17 protein-coding genes are annotated in these 15,200 nt (G+C 46.6%); 11 read left to right on the top strand and 6 right to left on the bottom strand.

Features of this window, described 5'->3' with window-relative positions; genetic code table 11:
- Nucleotides 1-47: 47 nt before the first annotated feature.
- Both NWE96_08095 and NWE96_08090 read left to right on the top strand, forming a co-directional pair.
- Complete coding sequence (locus NWE96_08095; GenBank protein ID MCW3983944.1) at nucleotides 48-539, top strand: uracil-DNA glycosylase; 492 nt, start codon at nucleotides 48-50, stop codon at nucleotides 537-539.
- A gap of 45 nt (nucleotides 540-584) precedes the next feature.
- Nucleotides 585-1,127, top strand: a complete 543-nt coding sequence (locus tag NWE96_08090) for a hypothetical protein (protein MCW3983943.1) — start codon at nucleotides 585-587, stop codon at nucleotides 1,125-1,127.
- Nucleotide 1,128: 1 nt separating this feature from the next.
- On the opposite strand, the gene NWE96_08085 is transcribed toward NWE96_08090, so the two are convergent.
- Nucleotides 1,129-1,731, bottom strand: a complete 603-nt coding sequence (locus NWE96_08085) for a GyrI-like domain-containing protein (protein MCW3983942.1) — start codon at nucleotides 1,729-1,731, stop codon at nucleotides 1,129-1,131.
- Between the two features lie 216 nt (nucleotides 1,732-1,947).
- Here NWE96_08085 and NWE96_08080 point away from each other — a divergent pair, with 216 nt between their 5' ends.
- Complete coding sequence (locus NWE96_08080; protein ID MCW3983941.1) at nucleotides 1,948-3,369, top strand: BNR repeat-containing protein; 1,422 nt, start codon at nucleotides 1,948-1,950, stop codon at nucleotides 3,367-3,369.
- A gap of 20 nt (nucleotides 3,370-3,389) precedes the next feature.
- On the opposite strand, the gene NWE96_08075 is transcribed toward NWE96_08080, so the two are convergent.
- Both NWE96_08075 and rqcH read right to left on the bottom strand, forming a co-directional pair.
- The gene (locus NWE96_08075; GenBank protein ID MCW3983940.1) at nucleotides 3,390-3,578 is read right to left on the bottom strand and encodes a hypothetical protein; all 189 of its coding nucleotides are present in this window, start codon (nucleotides 3,576-3,578) and stop codon (nucleotides 3,390-3,392) included.
- Between the two features lie 35 nt (nucleotides 3,579-3,613).
- Nucleotides 3,614-5,668 carry a ribosome rescue protein RqcH gene (rqcH, locus tag NWE96_08070; protein MCW3983939.1) on the bottom strand — a complete coding sequence of 685 codons (2,055 nt, stop codon included), beginning with the start codon at nucleotides 5,666-5,668 and terminating at the stop codon, nucleotides 3,614-3,616.
- A 527-nt stretch (nucleotides 5,669-6,195) separates the two neighbouring features.
- Here rqcH and NWE96_08065 point away from each other — a divergent pair.
- Entirely contained in the window at nucleotides 6,196-6,504 is a 309-nt protein-coding gene (locus tag NWE96_08065) for a hypothetical protein (GenBank protein MCW3983938.1), read from the top strand.
- Between the two features lie 12 nt (nucleotides 6,505-6,516).
- Here the strand turns inward: NWE96_08065 and NWE96_08060 are convergent, their stop codons facing one another.
- Together NWE96_08060 and radA are read right to left on the bottom strand one after the other, a co-directional pair.
- Complete coding sequence (locus tag NWE96_08060; protein ID MCW3983937.1) at nucleotides 6,517-6,978, bottom strand: hypothetical protein; 462 nt, start codon at nucleotides 6,976-6,978, stop codon at nucleotides 6,517-6,519.
- A gap of 127 nt (nucleotides 6,979-7,105) precedes the next feature.
- Nucleotides 7,106-8,104: a DNA repair and recombination protein RadA gene (radA, locus tag NWE96_08055; protein ID MCW3983936.1), complete on the bottom strand. Its 999-nt coding sequence runs from the start codon at nucleotides 8,102-8,104 to the stop codon at nucleotides 7,106-7,108.
- A gap of 278 nt (nucleotides 8,105-8,382) precedes the next feature.
- Between radA and NWE96_08050 the strand changes: the two genes are divergently transcribed.
- Nucleotides 8,383-8,910 (top strand): hypothetical protein, encoded by a 528-nt coding sequence (locus NWE96_08050; protein ID MCW3983935.1) that lies wholly within the window; start codon nucleotides 8,383-8,385, stop codon nucleotides 8,908-8,910.
- A 73-nt stretch (nucleotides 8,911-8,983) separates the two neighbouring features.
- Here NWE96_08050 and NWE96_08045 read toward each other — a convergent pair whose 3' ends face one another.
- Nucleotides 8,984-9,817 carry a winged helix-turn-helix transcriptional regulator gene (locus NWE96_08045; GenBank protein ID MCW3983934.1) on the bottom strand — a complete coding sequence of 278 codons (834 nt, stop codon included), beginning with the start codon at nucleotides 9,815-9,817 and terminating at the stop codon, nucleotides 8,984-8,986.
- Between the two features lie 93 nt (nucleotides 9,818-9,910).
- On the opposite strand from NWE96_08045, the gene NWE96_08040 reads away from it, so the two are divergent.
- From NWE96_08040 to cbiQ, 6 genes are all read left to right on the top strand, one after another.
- Complete coding sequence (locus tag NWE96_08040) at nucleotides 9,911-10,879, top strand: cobalamin-binding protein (protein MCW3983933.1); 969 nt, start codon at nucleotides 9,911-9,913, stop codon at nucleotides 10,877-10,879.
- A 22-nt stretch (nucleotides 10,880-10,901) separates the two neighbouring features.
- Nucleotides 10,902-11,978, top strand: a complete 1,077-nt coding sequence (locus tag NWE96_08035; protein ID MCW3983932.1) for an iron chelate uptake ABC transporter family permease subunit — start codon at nucleotides 10,902-10,904, stop codon at nucleotides 11,976-11,978.
- Between the two features lie 11 nt (nucleotides 11,979-11,989).
- Nucleotides 11,990-13,300 carry an ABC transporter ATP-binding protein gene (locus tag NWE96_08030; GenBank protein MCW3983931.1) on the top strand — a complete coding sequence of 437 codons (1,311 nt, stop codon included), beginning with the start codon at nucleotides 11,990-11,992 and terminating at the stop codon, nucleotides 13,298-13,300.
- Nucleotides 13,301-13,400: 100 nt separating this feature from the next.
- A complete protein-coding gene (locus tag NWE96_08025) occupies nucleotides 13,401-14,096 on the top strand; it encodes an energy-coupling factor ABC transporter permease (protein ID MCW3983930.1) in 696 nt (231 codons plus the stop codon).
- Nucleotides 14,093-14,386 carry an energy-coupling factor ABC transporter substrate-binding protein gene (locus NWE96_08020; GenBank protein ID MCW3983929.1) on the top strand — a complete coding sequence of 98 codons (294 nt, stop codon included), beginning with the start codon at nucleotides 14,093-14,095 and terminating at the stop codon, nucleotides 14,384-14,386. Before NWE96_08025 ends, NWE96_08020 begins: the two co-directional genes overlap by 4 nt.
- A gap of 13 nt (nucleotides 14,387-14,399) precedes the next feature.
- Complete coding sequence (gene cbiQ / locus NWE96_08015) at nucleotides 14,400-15,200, top strand: cobalt ECF transporter T component CbiQ (protein MCW3983928.1); 801 nt, start codon at nucleotides 14,400-14,402, stop codon at nucleotides 15,198-15,200.

Genomic DNA, 15,200 nt, shown 5'->3' with positions numbered 1-15,200 from the left:
GGTTGTGTTGCTGTAACATTCCAACAGCAAAGGCGAAACCTTTGAGCATGGAAGAAATAAACCGCCAAGTCCAAAGTTGCAGAAAATGCCGCCTCTGGCAAGCCGCAAAACACGGCGTCACAGGCGAGGGGCCGCTAGATGCGAGGGTGATGTTTGTGGGGCAGAACCCCGGCGCAGAGGAAGACGAACAGGGCAGACCCTTCGTAGGCAGAGCTGGCAAATACCTAACTAAAACCCTCGCGGAATTCGGCATAAAACGCGAAGAAGTCTACATAACCAACATCGTTAAGCATACGTCGCCGCAGAACCGCAAACCCTACCCCGACGAAGTCGAAGCGTGCCTGCCCTACCTAGTTGAGCAGATCGGCATCATTAAACCAAAAATAATCGTGCTGCTGGGCGCATCTGCCAAGGAAACCCCCCGCCTCGAAGGAATAGAGTATGTAGAGATTATTCATCCCTCCGCTGCCATGCGCTTCACCAAGATGCGCCAGAGGTTTAGAGATCAAATTGCCGAGTTATCTAGGAAAATCTCGTAAATTTAATATCGCCTAAAATTGGTTAATTTTAACAAGGCGAATAGTTTGGATAACAAAGTCGGTTACGCCATACTTGCTTTGTTGCTAATCAACGTAGTCGTGGTTCTTGCTGGATTTGCTTACTTGCAGAGTGAAATCGATTTAATCAATCCACCCAAAACTAACCCCACACAACCAGCAACCGAAGCCTACCCCACGCCTACACCAAAAGCAGCCACTACACCTGCAGCTTCTCCAGCGGCAACCGAAAGCCCCTACAAGTACGTAGTATACGAATGGACTCTAAAACCAGAAAACATCAACAATAAAGATTGGCTGAAAAATTACGGCATCTACAATAGTAGCTTATCATGGCGTGAAAACTACATTGAGAGAATTTCAAGATGCGGGGCATATCCAGAAAACACTCAGGGTTCGCTGGCGTCCTATTACTTTCGGGTTGAGGCTTTTGTAAGCGTTGATTTCAATGAGCAAACAGGCTACACAAAGGCAACCTACACATACTTTAACGGATGCCTCTATGAACTCGAAACTGCTTATGCAGCTTTCAAAGATGGAAGCACCCGCTGGAGCAAAACTTTCATATAACCTACTTCATTGGTTGTCGAAGTACGGTTTTGAGTTTTTCTGGCGCTGTTTTTCTGGGGTCGCCGAGGTAGATTTCGTGGTGTTTGCCGCTTAGCTGGTGCCCTGATGCCTTGATGGCTGCGTGGATTTTCTGGATGTTTGCCGCTTCGGCTGAGTAGGGTCCGATGTGCATTATCTGCGCCGCCTTGCCCTCATGGAACAGTTCAAACCGCACCTTGCCAATCGCGGGCAGATTCTTCTTTTTCACCTGCTCCAGCGCCAGCTTGAAGTCGTCTTGGGTGACGTATTTGGGTTGCATAATCATAGCCGTCCATTTCCACTCATCTTTACGCTCCACACTGAACTGGGTCATGTCATCCATCCACCATAAGCCTTCAAGGGGCATCACGCCGTAATCGACGCCTTTGGCTTTTTTAACAATAAACTTCAGGGCGTACGCGAGGGGGTAGAGGGTTTGCACTGCATCAATATACTCCTTTGAAGATGGCGCGCCTTGACCGTCTATCAAAATGAAATTCATGTCGGGAACTTCTATAAATGAGACCTCTTTGGCTGAGGGGTTGTAGAGTTGTTTGAATTCTTTCTTCAGGTCAATTTTGTCCAAAACTGTTGTGGCTCCATTGGTTTCTTGTTTTTTGGAGATAAAAAATTTTGCTTTTGCAGGTTCAGGCTGATGGCTGTCTGCTTTTTCCCTTATTTGGGTTGGGGTGCGACGTGAGTTTCATTTTGTGTAGCTGTTTTTGTGTTGTACACTTATACTAAACGATGCATTATGTAGTAAGACTTATTATATTAGTTTTGGCTGGTTCAAGTAGTCAACATGATAAACCCCGAAAACGCCCAAAAGGAAGAACCCAAAGAGCCCACACCCCGCCCCTCTTCCTCAAAAACCCGCATTATCATAGTCTCCATTATGCTCATAGTCATTACAGTGGCAACCATCTCCGTAGCAGGCTTGCTAATGAACCCAAACACCCAAACAACAACACCCACACCCACGCCTGGTCCCACCTCAAACATAAACCCAACAGAACCCACCCCAACCCCAACAGCAAACCCAACACAAACCGACAACACAAATGAATCCTCTTCCGACACAACACAAGACGCGACACCCACTCCAACCTCGACGCCAACACCAACACCTGAACCAACAGTGACACCCTCCCCAACCCCAACTCCAACGGCCACCCCAACCCCCTCTCCATCTCCAACGGAGACACCCTCCCCAACGCCATCACCGACACCCACCCCATTAACTTGGACTAGCCAAATAGTTGATGAATCAGGAGAAGTCGGAATCTACCTATCACTAGCCATATATCCAAACGACACTCCCTGCATAAGTTATTACGACTCAACCAACATGGACCTAAAATTTGCCAAATGGACGGGCAGTGAATGGCATCTAGAGACCGTGGATTCCGATGGCAACGTTGGTTGCTTCTCATCTTTAGCAATAGCTTCCAACGGTAATCCCTGCATAAGTTACTATGATTCAACAAATCATTACTTGAAGTTCGCTAACTGGACAGGAACAGAGTGGGAAATTACTGTTGTCGATTCCGATGGTGATGTTGGAAGCTACTCCTCGCTGGCTTTAGACTCCAACGATAACCCCTACATAAGCTACTATGACGAAACTAATGGGCACCTCAAACTTGCAAAGTGGACGGGTTCATCTTGGAGCATCGAAACAGTGGATTCAGCCTTTGATGTAGGTGTCTACTCCTCTCTTGCCATAGACGCAGACAATAACCCCCACATAAGTTACTACGACAAGACAAACGCCGACCTCAAATATGCCAAATGGACTGGAACAAACTGGAACATACAAACAGTTGACACAGCAGGCGACGTCGGTATCTCTTCCTCTTTGGCGCTTGACCACTCTGGAAATCCCTACATAAGCTATCTGGATAACACAAATGGCGACCTAAAACTCGCCAAACTCTCTGGTTCAACATGGAGCACGCAAACGGTTGATTCAGAAAACTTTGTCGGTTGGTATTCTTCGATGGCATTGGATGCTAACGGTAACCCCTGCATAAGTTACTATGAAACAACTGGTGCCCACTTAAAATACGCATACTGGACAGGCTCAGAATGGACAATAGCCACAATCGATTCATCGCCAGCGGTAGGCAGCTATTCCTCGCTTGCCTTGGATTCCAACGGCAACCCACACATAGGTTACCATGACTCCAACAACGCTGATTTACTGTATATCTCAGTTGGATAGCGTCTCTGGATTTTTTACGTTTACTTCTTTTTGCTTAGCCAGAAACTAACAACCAAAAGTGCAACAAACGATGAGCCTTCAATGATCACTCTGGGATGTGTTATCGGGATGTTTAGTGCCTCTATGTTGAGAAGAGTGTAAGTAAGGAACCCTAACGGAACAAGACTGAGCGCCAAGAAAACCAAACCGAGCTTTCGATTTCTCTTCATTAACAAACGTTACCTCTTTTGTGGTTTAACTTTTTCTATGTCGCTTTGAGGTTAATGGCGCCTTTAGTGTAGGGCACAAACTCCCGCACTTGCTCGATGCTAGTTTTGCCTGCTTTTTCCCGTTGCTCTTTTGAAAGCTTCGAAGTCAACGTACGCATAATCATCTGCAGTAACTCTTTGCCCTGATAGTCTCCGGGTTGGATAACAACATAACTTTTAGTTTTAGCTTTCACTGAGTCGACGGGGCCACCGACGAAGGAGACCTCTTCACCAAGCACAACGCCCACGGCCACCCGAAGCGGCGTATTCTTGTACCAATTGCGTTTGCCAACCACAAAAAAAGCTCCATGAGGGATGGATTCGCCGCTTGGGCCGCTCTTGCTGAGTTGGTCAACTTTAACCCAGTAAACGTCTGCTGTGCCTGCGTTCTCGCGCCACGCTCGGGAATAGGATGCCGCCGCCTCCGCCGCCTCTTTGAGCGCGGATTCGCTGACCTGTTTGCCTTCGGTTTTTATAACTACGAAGGGTGAACCCGTGATTTCAGCGTGAAAGACCACATCCTCTTCTTTAGTGTACTTTTTGATGAGGACCTCGTTGCTCACCGTGTCCTTACCCGCAACTACCAAGAAACCGTCGGATGTGGTGAAGTGGCGGAATTTTTCAAACCACTGCTTGTTAGCCATTTCCTCTTTGCGTTTGGCTAGGGCTTCTACGATTTGGGCAGGTTTGAGACTTTTCAGCTCCTCGGCGCGCTTGAGTTCTTCTTCTATTTCTGCGAGTTTCTTCTTTGTCTCATTGAGTGCGGTTTGGGCACCTTGAGCTTTCTCTTTCGCCCGTTTCCCGCGCTCGTAGTACTCGTTGGCAATATCAAAAAGTGACATACGTAAACTGAGGCTGAAGTGGTAGCCGTCGATGCCCAAGTTCACGGCGAGGTTTTTTCCGTCAAACGACTCCACGTAGCTCATGGGAGCTTTGCCTGCTTTTTTAGCAACCATAACCTGCGCGATGATATCCTTCCATTCGTATCCCTGCTGGTTAGCTTTTAGTAGTTGCTCTTGGAAGGTTTGCAATTCTTGGAAATGTGCGTAGATGGTGTCGCCGATTTGCTTGTCTCGTATGGTTCTTTTTTCGTCTTCAGCGATGGATTTCTCTTGTTCCTCCACGATGCGCTTGAGTCGCTGCGCTTCCTGCTTTAATTTGTCCACCTCTACACTGCCCGCTGCTTTCTCAACTGCAGTTACGCGTAGGAAAAACTCGTCGAGTGCAGCGTTGAAGGACTCGAACTTTTGCGTTGGGTAGCCCTCATAGCGTCTAAGAGTTAAAGGCACAACATCGAGGTAGCTGCCTTCTGCATCTTGGATGATGCTGGGCTCAAACTTGCCTTCTTGCACTGGGGTGAGTAAGGTTTGGAGCGCCCCAAAAATCGCGGACGTTTCCTCTGCAGATAGATCTTTGCAGGGTTTACTCTTCTCGATCCCCACTCTAAGCAGTGCCTCTTCAGCGTATACTCCGCCGATGCCCAAAGACCGCGCCAACGTGCGCACCACTTCCCCCTCGCCTGCCTTGAGTATATCTTCGAGTTCAGGCTGGGTAACTTTAAAGGGGTTCTTGCCCAACGCGGGCGGAAACATCAACTCGACGCCTCTGACGATGTCGCGGTCACGCATTTTTTTGAAGGCTAAGGCTTGGATGATGATGTTTTGGGGGTTGGTTAGTATGATGTTGCCGTCGCCGAAGAGTTCCACAACAAACTTGAGCAGCCCAGTCTTGGTTTCGAAGGTTATGGTGACGATTCTTTCGAACTCGTACTGCACGATACTGCGAAGCCACGAGTCTCGAAGGTACTTACGGAGCATCATGCAAAATGGCGGGGGTTCAGATGGGCTTTCCTCGGCGTAGCTGGTGGAGTGGAGGCGTCTGCCTGCTTCCACTACGAGGCGGATTGGGGGTCGGTCGGTTTTGTGCAGTTTGAATATGATGGTTTTTTCGCCGAACTGGTAGATGTTGTTCACTCTTGAATCGGGTATCGTGGTTTGGAGTTCTTTTATTGCGGCGGCTATGTCGAAGCTTGAGAACTCTTTTTTCTTCATGCATCCACCAGTCTTGGCTATATTGTGCTGTCTATAAAATAACCGTTTGCACAGGCTTGCTCTTTTTTGTTGAGTTATGGACAGGGTTGGTGTTTTTTGTTTTACTATTACGATGGGCGACAAGTTTTTAGCAGTGGAACCAAGTCGTGCTTTATATAAGGGAGGGGAGGTCCGCTTTGAGACGTCGCGTGACTCCAGCAGGTCCGGATACGGAAACGTATGCAGATTTATATAAGCGGACTAGAGAAAAAATCGCAGCTGGCCTCCGCCTCAAGCTTCGCGAAAATGAAGTGCTTGTGGAAGTCGCCACAACCAGGCCTCAATTCAATGGCAATCCTGAACCGTTGAAGCAACCTTTTTTGTAGTCTACTGGTTGTTGTATAAATGGGGGTTTTCTGCAACAACTACCAAAGAAAAACAACCCAAAAAAACCGCTAACGCCAGCGCCGAGCGATGGAAACCATTAATACTTGGGCATCTTTTTTAAGTAAGAACCAAATATATCAAGCCAAGGAACAGGTTTACGTATGACTCCAATCGTTCAGCTTTACTGGTTAAGAGTTGCATTAGGCATAACTGCAGGCGCAATCACAGCGGTCATCGCCAAATATGTGTTCGGAGCCGCAATCGACTACACCCCCCTAATCAACAGCATCACCGTCGCGTTGCTCTTCTACTTCATCACATACTACATCCTAAAAGCCGTCTACAAGAACAAGATAGAGAAGCAATCCAAAATTCTCAGCACAGGCATCGGCATGTACTTCTTCAGCTGGCTAATGTTCTTCGTGCTCTTCTACACAGTTATCCAAGTAGTCACAAGCACAGCAGCATAAAAAGAGTGTTTACTACTGTTTTTCTTCCTTCTTAGTTTCTTTTAAGAAATTAGCAATGGTAGCTTGACTTTTATCCGTGCGCAACGTCTCAATTTTCTCTTCCTCTGCCGCTTTTTCAGATGGCGGCGGCGCAATGTTCATCCTTGAAATGATACGCATACAATCCGCCCACGCAGAAAAGTACCCGCGGTCAAAGTCTCCATGCAAACCGTTGCCCATGTGGGCAAGGAACTCTTTTCGGTTATCGTTGAGGGCTACTTTGTCACTGAAATCCAGTTTGGAGAAGAATGCGTAGTCGTCAGATGCGTTTTTCCGGGTAAGGTACATGCCGTAGAGTGCACGGAAGTAGCCTCTGTTCCACTCGGTTTTCTGCATTTTCTGCTTAACCCGCTCCAACTCGCGTTCAGCTTCTGTGAATTGGCGGGCAACTAGGAGCTGGAAATAGCGGGTTACTAAGGCTTGTGCGATCGGCATAGTTAATTTTCATCCTCTGGGGCACACTTTGGGGTAAACACGGCAATATCGGTTTAGGATAAATAAATACCTGATGGCGCCTCCCGCCCCTGCTGAGTTACCATACAGGTTAAAAAAACGACGTTTTTTAACGTCGGGATTTTGTGGCTTTCTCCTCTTCAGAGACATCCTCAATGCCGTTCTCAGTTACTTTGATGATTTCTTCACCTTCAGGCAAATACGGACTAGAAACCAATCTAGCGATGCGTATTGGGCCATGCGAAGCACGACGCAGATAGACGCGGGTGTGGCTTGTGTGGCCAACTATGTTTCCTCCGATGGGGTGAATAGCGTCGCCGAAGAACTGATCTGGTTTAGCCATAACCTGGTTGGTTACAACGGCAACTGCGTTGAATGCACGGGCCAAGGAGACGAGTTTATGCATGTGTTTGTTGAGTTTTTGCTGTCGGGAAGCCAGCATTTCTCTGCCGATGTATTCGCTTCGGAAATGAGCGGTTAAGGAGTCGATTATGATTAGTTTGATGTTGTTTGCTTTGATTATTTCGTCAGCGTTTTCAAGCAGAAACATTTGATGGTCGCTTGTGTACGCCTCAGCGTAAATGATGTTTTTAACTGCCTGTTCTGGGTCTAAGCCTAAAAACTTCGCCATCTGCACGATGCGCTCCAGCCTAAACGTGTTTTCAGTGTCAATGTAGAGAACACCCCCATTTAATCCGCCCCGCTCAGGGGGAAGCTGGACGTTGACGCATAGTTGATGACACATCTGGCTTTTACCGCTGCCGTATTCACCGTAGAATTCAGTTATGGTTTGAGTTTCTAAGCCGCCGGCGAGAATTTTGTCGAGGGCTTTACTGCCTGAGGTGAGGCGCAGTACACTTTTGCGCATCTTGTACAATTCGTCTGCGCGGATAAACGCGATGCCGATGGATGAACGGGCTGCTTCGATTATTTGGAAGGCTTTTTTCTCGCTGACTCCGACGGGTTCAAGTTCGCGGCTGGTTGCCATAGCTAAGGATTCGACGGTGTGGTAGCCGAGTTCACGGAGTTTGCTTGCTGTTGCTGGGCCCACTCCGGGGAGGTCTTCTATGAACTCGTATTTTTTCTTGTTCTCTTCCATCCGTAGCATCTGTTCACTTTTTTCTTCCACCTGGGTGTTATCTTGAGTTTCTTGAACTTCAGGTTGTTTGTCGGTGTCTTCTGACATGTTTTTCACAGCTTTTAGGTTGATGTGTTGGTGGGTGTATTTAAAATCAGCGAATAAAGGTGTTTTTTTGGCAGTGGAGGGGTCATTTGAAGTGAAAAAGTTGGCTTGATTGCCTGTTTTTCGGTCAAACTTTTTAGAGTTTGGAAAAGCTTATATAAAATTAGAGTTAAACACAGTCCTGCCTAAAAATTGGTGAGACAATGGACAAAAAAATGATTTACATTGTTGTCGCGGTTTTAGTTGTCGTGATTGTTGTCGGCGTCGCAGGAGTTATGCTGCTCAATCAGGGCGGAAATGGTGGAACCACCACTCCAACCCCCACACCAACACCGGTCGCGGTTTCAGAAGCTACCGCACTGCAGTTCAGCGTAGATCAAACAACAAACAATGTCTTAGTTGGCTACACATACACATGCAAGAACTTTAACGCCTCAGACGAAATTCTGCGTGTAGATATGTGTCTAGCCGAAGGGAATTATTCCTACATCATCGACTTGGGTGCACAGAAATCCTACGCTTCAATGGATGGCGGCGCAACTTGGACAGCAACAAACTTCGCTGACGATTGCACCAACTATGTCACACCCTTCCACAACATAGTTGACAAGCTAATCGCAAACGGAGACACAAACGCTGACTACACCTACACTGAAAACGGCACTACAAACAAAGTTTACTGCATCGCAGTTAACCCAACAATCGCCGATTCAGTGTTCAAAACAAGCTAAACATCCGCAAAACTGTTGGTTCCTTCCTAACCAACCTCTTCTCCTTTTTTTGAATTTTTTCTGTATCTTGAACCTAAGTTTTCTGGGCATCTTTAACTTCGTAGATTATGTTGCTGCCTGACTTCATGTTTATCTGGTCGATTTCCTGGATCATGCGGTTAACCATCCTGCCCACAACCAAAACAAACACGTTGAGTCCTCGTGAGGCGGCTATGGCTGCGGAGCGGCTAATACCAAACTCAATATCCGTCTCCTTACCTAACTTGGCAAGCACAGCTCTACCGACTGCACCCATGACGCCGATGCGGTCGGGTTTGAATTCGTCGTAGAACGCTTTGACTTTTGTCATGTCGGTTGCGTGAGAGCCGCCTTTGCGTATGCTCGGAAGTTTAACTATGAGGATTTTACCCTGTTTCACATGCATTTTGCCATGTAAGTCTTTTAAGCCCAGGTCTTCGCCGACTTTGGCGTCACTCAGTGCGGTGCCTTTTGCTTGAGCAAGCGGGCTGTCGGTGGGTATGGTGTAGATGACGCCTTCTTTCATGATGAGGCCAACTTCTTGCCCTGCTTTAACTGGTTGAGTGGCTATGGCTGGCCATGCCCGTTCAATTTTTAGGTCCTGTTTGATTTCTGAGACATAGTTTTCTATGTTGCGCATGTCTTCTCGTAGTTTGCTTACGCCTTTTGGTGTTAGGTGGTAGTCTGCGCGTTCAGAGCCTGCTTCGAGGAGGCCTTCTTTGGACAGTTTTTTGAAGTATTTGGAGATGGCTTGGATGGTTATGCCGAGTTTTTCGCTTATGTCTTTTTGTTTGATGTGGGGTTGGTTGCGCATGACTTCGAGGAGGATTTGGAATTTGGTGAATTCGCCTTTGTCTTGGAAAATTAGTCGTTTTGGTGTTTTTGTCATGGCTACCAAGTGGTGTGTGTATAAAACAAAACTTAATAAGGTTTGGGCTGGATAAACCAACCACAAAATAAGGGAAAAACGAGGGAGAAAAAAGTGAAAACAAAAGCAATATTGGCAACAGCGATAATCGCCATACTAGCAGTATCAATAGTTTACATTTATTACTCAACCCAAAATTCAAACCAGCAAACAGGACAAATAACCATAGTTGACGATCAAGGAACCGAAATCATCCTACCTGCTGTTCCCCAGCGAATAGTCTCATTAGCTCCAAGCGTTACGCCAATCCTCTATGAAATTGGAGTAGGCGACAAAGTTGTCGGCTTAACAGAATACGATGACTACCCATACAACTTTACAGCATGGTTCGAAGCAGGCAACATGACTAAAGTCGGCGGTTTCTCTACACCAAGCATGGAAGCAATTGCCTCAGTAAACCCCGACATCATCTTTACAACAAACGTAAACGAAGCATCCATTCCCAACATGCGGCAACTCGGCTACAAAGTAGTCGTGGTGGGTCCCACCAGCATAGAAGGCATCTACAAAACTATCAATCTAATCGGTAAAGCCACAGGGGCAGAAGCAAGTGCCGCTTCATTGGTTGATTCTTTGAAGACGAAAATCAGCGGCATAGAATCAAAAATAGCTGCAGCCCAAATAACGGACAAACCCACTGTTTACTATGAAGTCTGGTACGATTCCTCGGGTGTTATGAGTGCAGGTGCATCTTCGTGGATAAACGATGTCATTAACAAAGCAGGCGGAATAAACATCTTCGCTAACGAAACCCAAGAATACCCAACAACAAGCTCAGAAGTCATAGTCCAAAAGAACCCAGACGTTGTACTCTTGCCGACAGGTATGGGCACTGGTACACCATTCTATGGCAGCGTAGCAGAAGTTAAAGCCCGTCCTGGCTGGAGCGCCATAAACGGCATCAAAAACGACCGCCTATACGTCATAGACCAAGACCTATTCAGTGAGCCAGGTATGAGAGTTGCTGACCAAGTTGAAATAGTCGCCAAATGTCTCTACCCACAACTCTTCACTTCCCCCTAAATTTTTTTAAAGTGACACTATCGTGACAAACAAAGTCGAAACATCATACGAGAAGCGGTCCAAACGGTGGAAACTAACCCTAACAACTTTAGTTCTCGCGTTGTTTGTCACGGTTATTCTTTCATTAAACATCGGTTACGCTCCGATATCCTTCTCAGAAATCCTCGCAGTGTTAGGTAATCAGATTCCTTTAATAAACGGAGGCATAGACCCCAACTCATTTACACCCATTAATCAAGCCATCATCATCGATATTCGCCTCCCACGTATACTGGCAGGTGTGATAATAGGTGCTGGTTTAGCAGCCTCAGGTGTTCTCTATCAGGGAGTTTTTAAAAATCCCATGGCTGACCCATATGTGTTAGGCGTTTCTGCGGGCGCTTCTTTGGGCGCTGGATTAGCTATAGTGTTTGGCGCTGGCTTAAGCTTTGTTGGCTTCCCGATTGTTCCAACAGCAGCTTTCATCGCAGCATTGATTACGATTTTTGTTGTCTACAACATTTCCAGAGTCGGTACGCGGGTTCCAGAAATGACCTTGCTTCTTTCAGGTATCGCTATCACAATTTTCCTCTCAGCCGTATTCCACCTGTTGCAGGTTATAGCCCCCAGCAGTCAACTTCACGCCCTAGTTTACTGGCTCATCGGTGGCATAACAAACGTTACTTGGAGTGCTTGGTGGTCAATTTTCCCATTCATCTTAATCGGCATAATTTTGTCTTACTTCTTTGCTCGCGACTTAAACATGATCGCGTTGGGTGAGGACACGGCGCAGCATTTAGGTGTCAACACCGAGAGGACAAAAAAAATTCTGCTTGCATTAGGTTCGATGATGACCGCTGCAGCAGTATCTATAAGTGGCCTGATTGGTTTTGTTGGGCTGATGATTCCACACATAACGCGTCTCATAATTGGACCCGATCACCGCATTCTTCTGCCTGCTTCAGTGATTGTCGGTGCAATCTTCCTTGTCCTTTGTGATTCTCTGGCAAGAGTAGCAACTGGCGCCGCAGAGTTACCCGTCGGCGTGATAACTGCCATGGCAGGAGGACCATTTTTTATCTTCTTGCTGCGCAGAAAGAAACTAAGCTACCGCATGTAAGTGAAACTGCTATGGTTACCTTAAACGTGAATGGAGTAGAATGCCGTTACGGCTCCACAAAGATACTCTCAGACATAAGTCTAGAAGTCAAACCGGGCGATTTCGTCGGCATTCTGGGACCAAACGGCTCGGGAAAAACTACCCTGCTCAAAAGCATCAGCCGAGTGCTCAAACCACACGGCGGCTCAATACTAATCGATAAAGACGACATCTACGCCCTAAAACCCATCGACGTCGCCAAAAAGATGGCTGTGGTTCCACAGGACAGTACCGTTGGATTCAACTTTTCTGTTATGGATGTGGTTTTGATGGGTCGCAACCCGCATTTGGGTGCTTTTCAGATGGAGTCACCAAAAGATGTTGAAATAGCCCGCAAAGCCATGGAGTTAACCAACACTTGGCACTTGGCAGGTAGATCCATTCATGAACTCAGCGGCGGCGAACGCCAACGAGTTATCATAGCTCGTGCGTTGGCGCAGGAGCCCAAAATTCTGCTCTTAGACGAACCCATGAGTCACCTTGACATAATTAACCAACTCGAAGTCATGGACCTCGTCAAAAGTCTCTGTGTCCAAAACGGCTTAGCAGTCTTGGCGGTAATTCATGACCTAAACATGGCTGCCCGCTACTGCAACACTGTTTTGATGCTTAAAAACGGCACAATCTTTGCAGCAGGCGAAGTAGAAAAAGTCTTAACTAGCGAAAACATTCGCAGCGTCTTCTCCGTGGATGCAATCGTGCGAAAAAACCTTGTAACTAACTCACTCAACATTATTCCCCTTTCACCCAAGAAGGCCTCTGCAGACAAGAAATGCGCTATCCACCTGATTTGCGGAGCAGGTACCGGAACGATGCTGATGAAGACGCTTGTTGATGAGGGTTACTCGGTTACTGCGGGTGTCTTGAACCAGCTGGATTCAGACTTTGAAGCCTGTGAAATGCTTAAAATCCCAGTCGTAGCGGAAGCACCGTTTTCAGCTATAAATGATGAGACGTATTTTGCAAACTTGGAAATGATATGCAACGCGAGTATGGTGGTTTTGACTTCGGTTCCGTTTGGTTTGGGGAACTTGCGGAATTTGGATGCAGCAAAAGAAGCGCTCCAACGCGGCATACCTGTTTATGTTATCGATGAGGTTCCTATCGAAAGCCGCGATTTTACGGGAGGACGTGCGACGGCGCTTATGCGGGATTTGAAGGTGGGCGGCGCAGTTTTTGTTAAGCACCCCTCCGATTTGCCTTCTTTGCTTAATGTTTCGAAGGATAAGTTGGCTGGTTTGCTTGAGCATACTGCTCTTACTGGGCACGTGAAAGACAGCTGATTTCATGTTGAAATCTGCCTATTCAACCTCTTGTTAACTTTGGTTGAACGAAGATTTATACGCCAGTTGGCTGGATTATCCAACAAATAGAGGTTAAACAATGCACATAATGGAAGGCTTCCTCCCCCATCCATGGTGGGAAATCTGGTTCGCAATAGCAATCCCGTTTGTTGCCTTTGGCATATATAAACTCACAAAAATCGCAAAACAAATCCCCGAAGCAAAGCCGCTTCTGGCGCTAATGGGAGCCTTCATCTTCGTGTTATCATCGCTGAAACTACCCTCCGTAACGGGCAGCACCTCACATCCCACTGGAACAGGTTTAGCCGCCGTAATTGTTGGCCCATGGATCACTTCCGTACTTTCAGTAATCGTATTGATTTTCCAAGCTTTACTGCTGGCTCATGGCGGTTTGACCACTCTTGGAGCTAACGTTTTTTCAATGGGTATAGCTGGGCCATTTTTAGCTTATGGAATATGGAAAGTTGCAAAGAGGACAAACCTTCCTTCTTCAGTAGGAATTTTTCTCGCAGCCTTCTTAGGTGACTTGTTTACCTACGTCATTACTTCTGCCCAACTTGCCCTTGCTTTCCCCACCGCAGTAGGCTTCATGGATGCATTCATCAAGTTCGGCGGTATCTTCGCGATAACCCAAATCCCACTAGCCATCGGCGAAGGTATACTGGCAGTCATAATGTTTGACTTCTTGGCCAAATACAAAGGACAACTCTTAGCAGCCATGAAAGTAATCAAACTACCCACAATAAAGCGCAATCAGGAGGAAAAAACGCAATGAACTCAAAATACTACATCGTCCTAATAGTCGCCGTTGTGATTCTCTTCGCGATACCCCTGATAATCTTACCCAACGCTGAATTCGGCGGTGCCGACAGCTCAGCTGAAAACGCAATTTCTGACCAAGGCTACGAACCTTGGTTTACATCGATTTGGGAGCCTCCCAGCGGTGAAATCGAGACCCTGCTTTTCTCTTTACAGGCTGCTATAGGTGCCCTTATTATTGGGTACTTTATTGGTTATGAGCGGGGAAAAAGAGCAAAACTAAAACAGCAGAACCCGGCACCATAGGAAACTTGAGCAGTTGAGTCACCAGCACGATCTATCTGGAGAAATTGACAGGTACGCTTACACGAATGGAATAGCGAAGAATAGCCCAACAACAAAAATCTTCTTTGCACTCTCGTCACTGATTATAAGCGTTTCATCTCCGACCCCGATAATCCCCATAATAATTTTCATAATTAACACCATTTTGCTTTTGTCTATAGCAAAAATTCCAGCCAAGTTTTATTTTCACTTGCTTGAATATCCCACTTTAGCTGTGATTTTAAGTGTTTTAATTATCGCCTTGTTTTTTGGCTTCGGGGAAACGATTGCCCAGATTTCTCTCCCTTGGTTTACTTGGAGCATCTACCAAAACGGCATAACAATGGCGATCACCACTTTCTTCAGAGTTGAAGGGGCCATAACCTGCACTTTCTTTTTAGTTTTAACTACATCAATGACTGACCTCTTTGTAACTTTGAGAAAAATCAAAATCCCCAAAGTGGTCATAGAACTTTCTTTGCTCATCTACCGTTACATCTTTGTCTTCATGGAAGTTTCCTCTAAAATGAACACTGCTCAAAGCCTTAGACTGGGGCACTCCAGCGCTATGAGGCGAATCCGCTCACTAGCTCTACTTGCGGGCAACCTTTTCATCCGAACTCTAGAACAAGGTGAACGAACGTTTACCGCAATGAGCGCCAGAGGCTACGACGGTAACATCAGGTTACTTGAAGAGCTTCCCAGCCCAAAAAAATCAGCCATCATAGCCATAGTTTTGTTTGATGTTGTATTTGCAGTTGTAATCTTTTTATTGCTCTACTTTGGAGTTGTATAG

It is taken from the genome of Candidatus Bathyarchaeota archaeon (genome assembly GCA_026014685.1).
Lineage (GTDB): Archaea > Thermoproteota > Bathyarchaeia > Bathyarchaeales > Bathycorpusculaceae > Bathycorpusculum.
The sequence above is the reverse complement of the archived record's forward strand: the minus strand, read 5'-3'. Positions and strand labels throughout refer to the sequence as shown.

Bases quoted from the DNA above. Each gene is read 5' to 3' on its own strand.
- NWE96_08095 (MCW3983944.1), top strand. From the start codon at position 48: ATGGAAGAAATAAACCGCCAAGTCCAAAGTTGCAGAAAATGCCGCCTC.
- NWE96_08080 (MCW3983941.1), top strand. From the start codon at position 1,948: ATGATAAACCCCGAAAACGCCCAAAAGGAAGAACCCAAAGAGCCCACA.
- NWE96_08075 (MCW3983940.1), bottom strand. From the start codon at position 3,578: ATGAAGAGAAATCGAAAGCTCGGTTTGGTTTTCTTGGCGCTCAGTCTT.
- rqcH (MCW3983939.1), bottom strand. From the start codon at position 5,668: ATGAAGAAAAAAGAGTTCTCAAGCTTCGACATAGCCGCCGCAATAAAA.
- NWE96_08065 (MCW3983938.1), top strand. From the start codon at position 6,196: ATGACTCCAATCGTTCAGCTTTACTGGTTAAGAGTTGCATTAGGCATA.
- NWE96_08060 (MCW3983937.1), bottom strand. From the start codon at position 6,978: ATGCCGATCGCACAAGCCTTAGTAACCCGCTATTTCCAGCTCCTAGTT.
- radA (MCW3983936.1), bottom strand. From the start codon at position 8,104: ATGCTACGGATGGAAGAGAACAAGAAAAAATACGAGTTCATAGAAGAC.
- NWE96_08050 (MCW3983935.1), top strand. From the start codon at position 8,383: ATGGACAAAAAAATGATTTACATTGTTGTCGCGGTTTTAGTTGTCGTG.
- NWE96_08045 (MCW3983934.1), bottom strand. From the start codon at position 9,817: ATGACAAAAACACCAAAACGACTAATTTTCCAAGACAAAGGCGAATTC.
- NWE96_08030 (MCW3983931.1), top strand. From the start codon at position 11,990: ATGGTTACCTTAAACGTGAATGGAGTAGAATGCCGTTACGGCTCCACA.
- NWE96_08025 (MCW3983930.1), top strand. From the start codon at position 13,401: ATGCACATAATGGAAGGCTTCCTCCCCCATCCATGGTGGGAAATCTGG.
- NWE96_08020 (MCW3983929.1), top strand. From the start codon at position 14,093: ATGAACTCAAAATACTACATCGTCCTAATAGTCGCCGTTGTGATTCTC.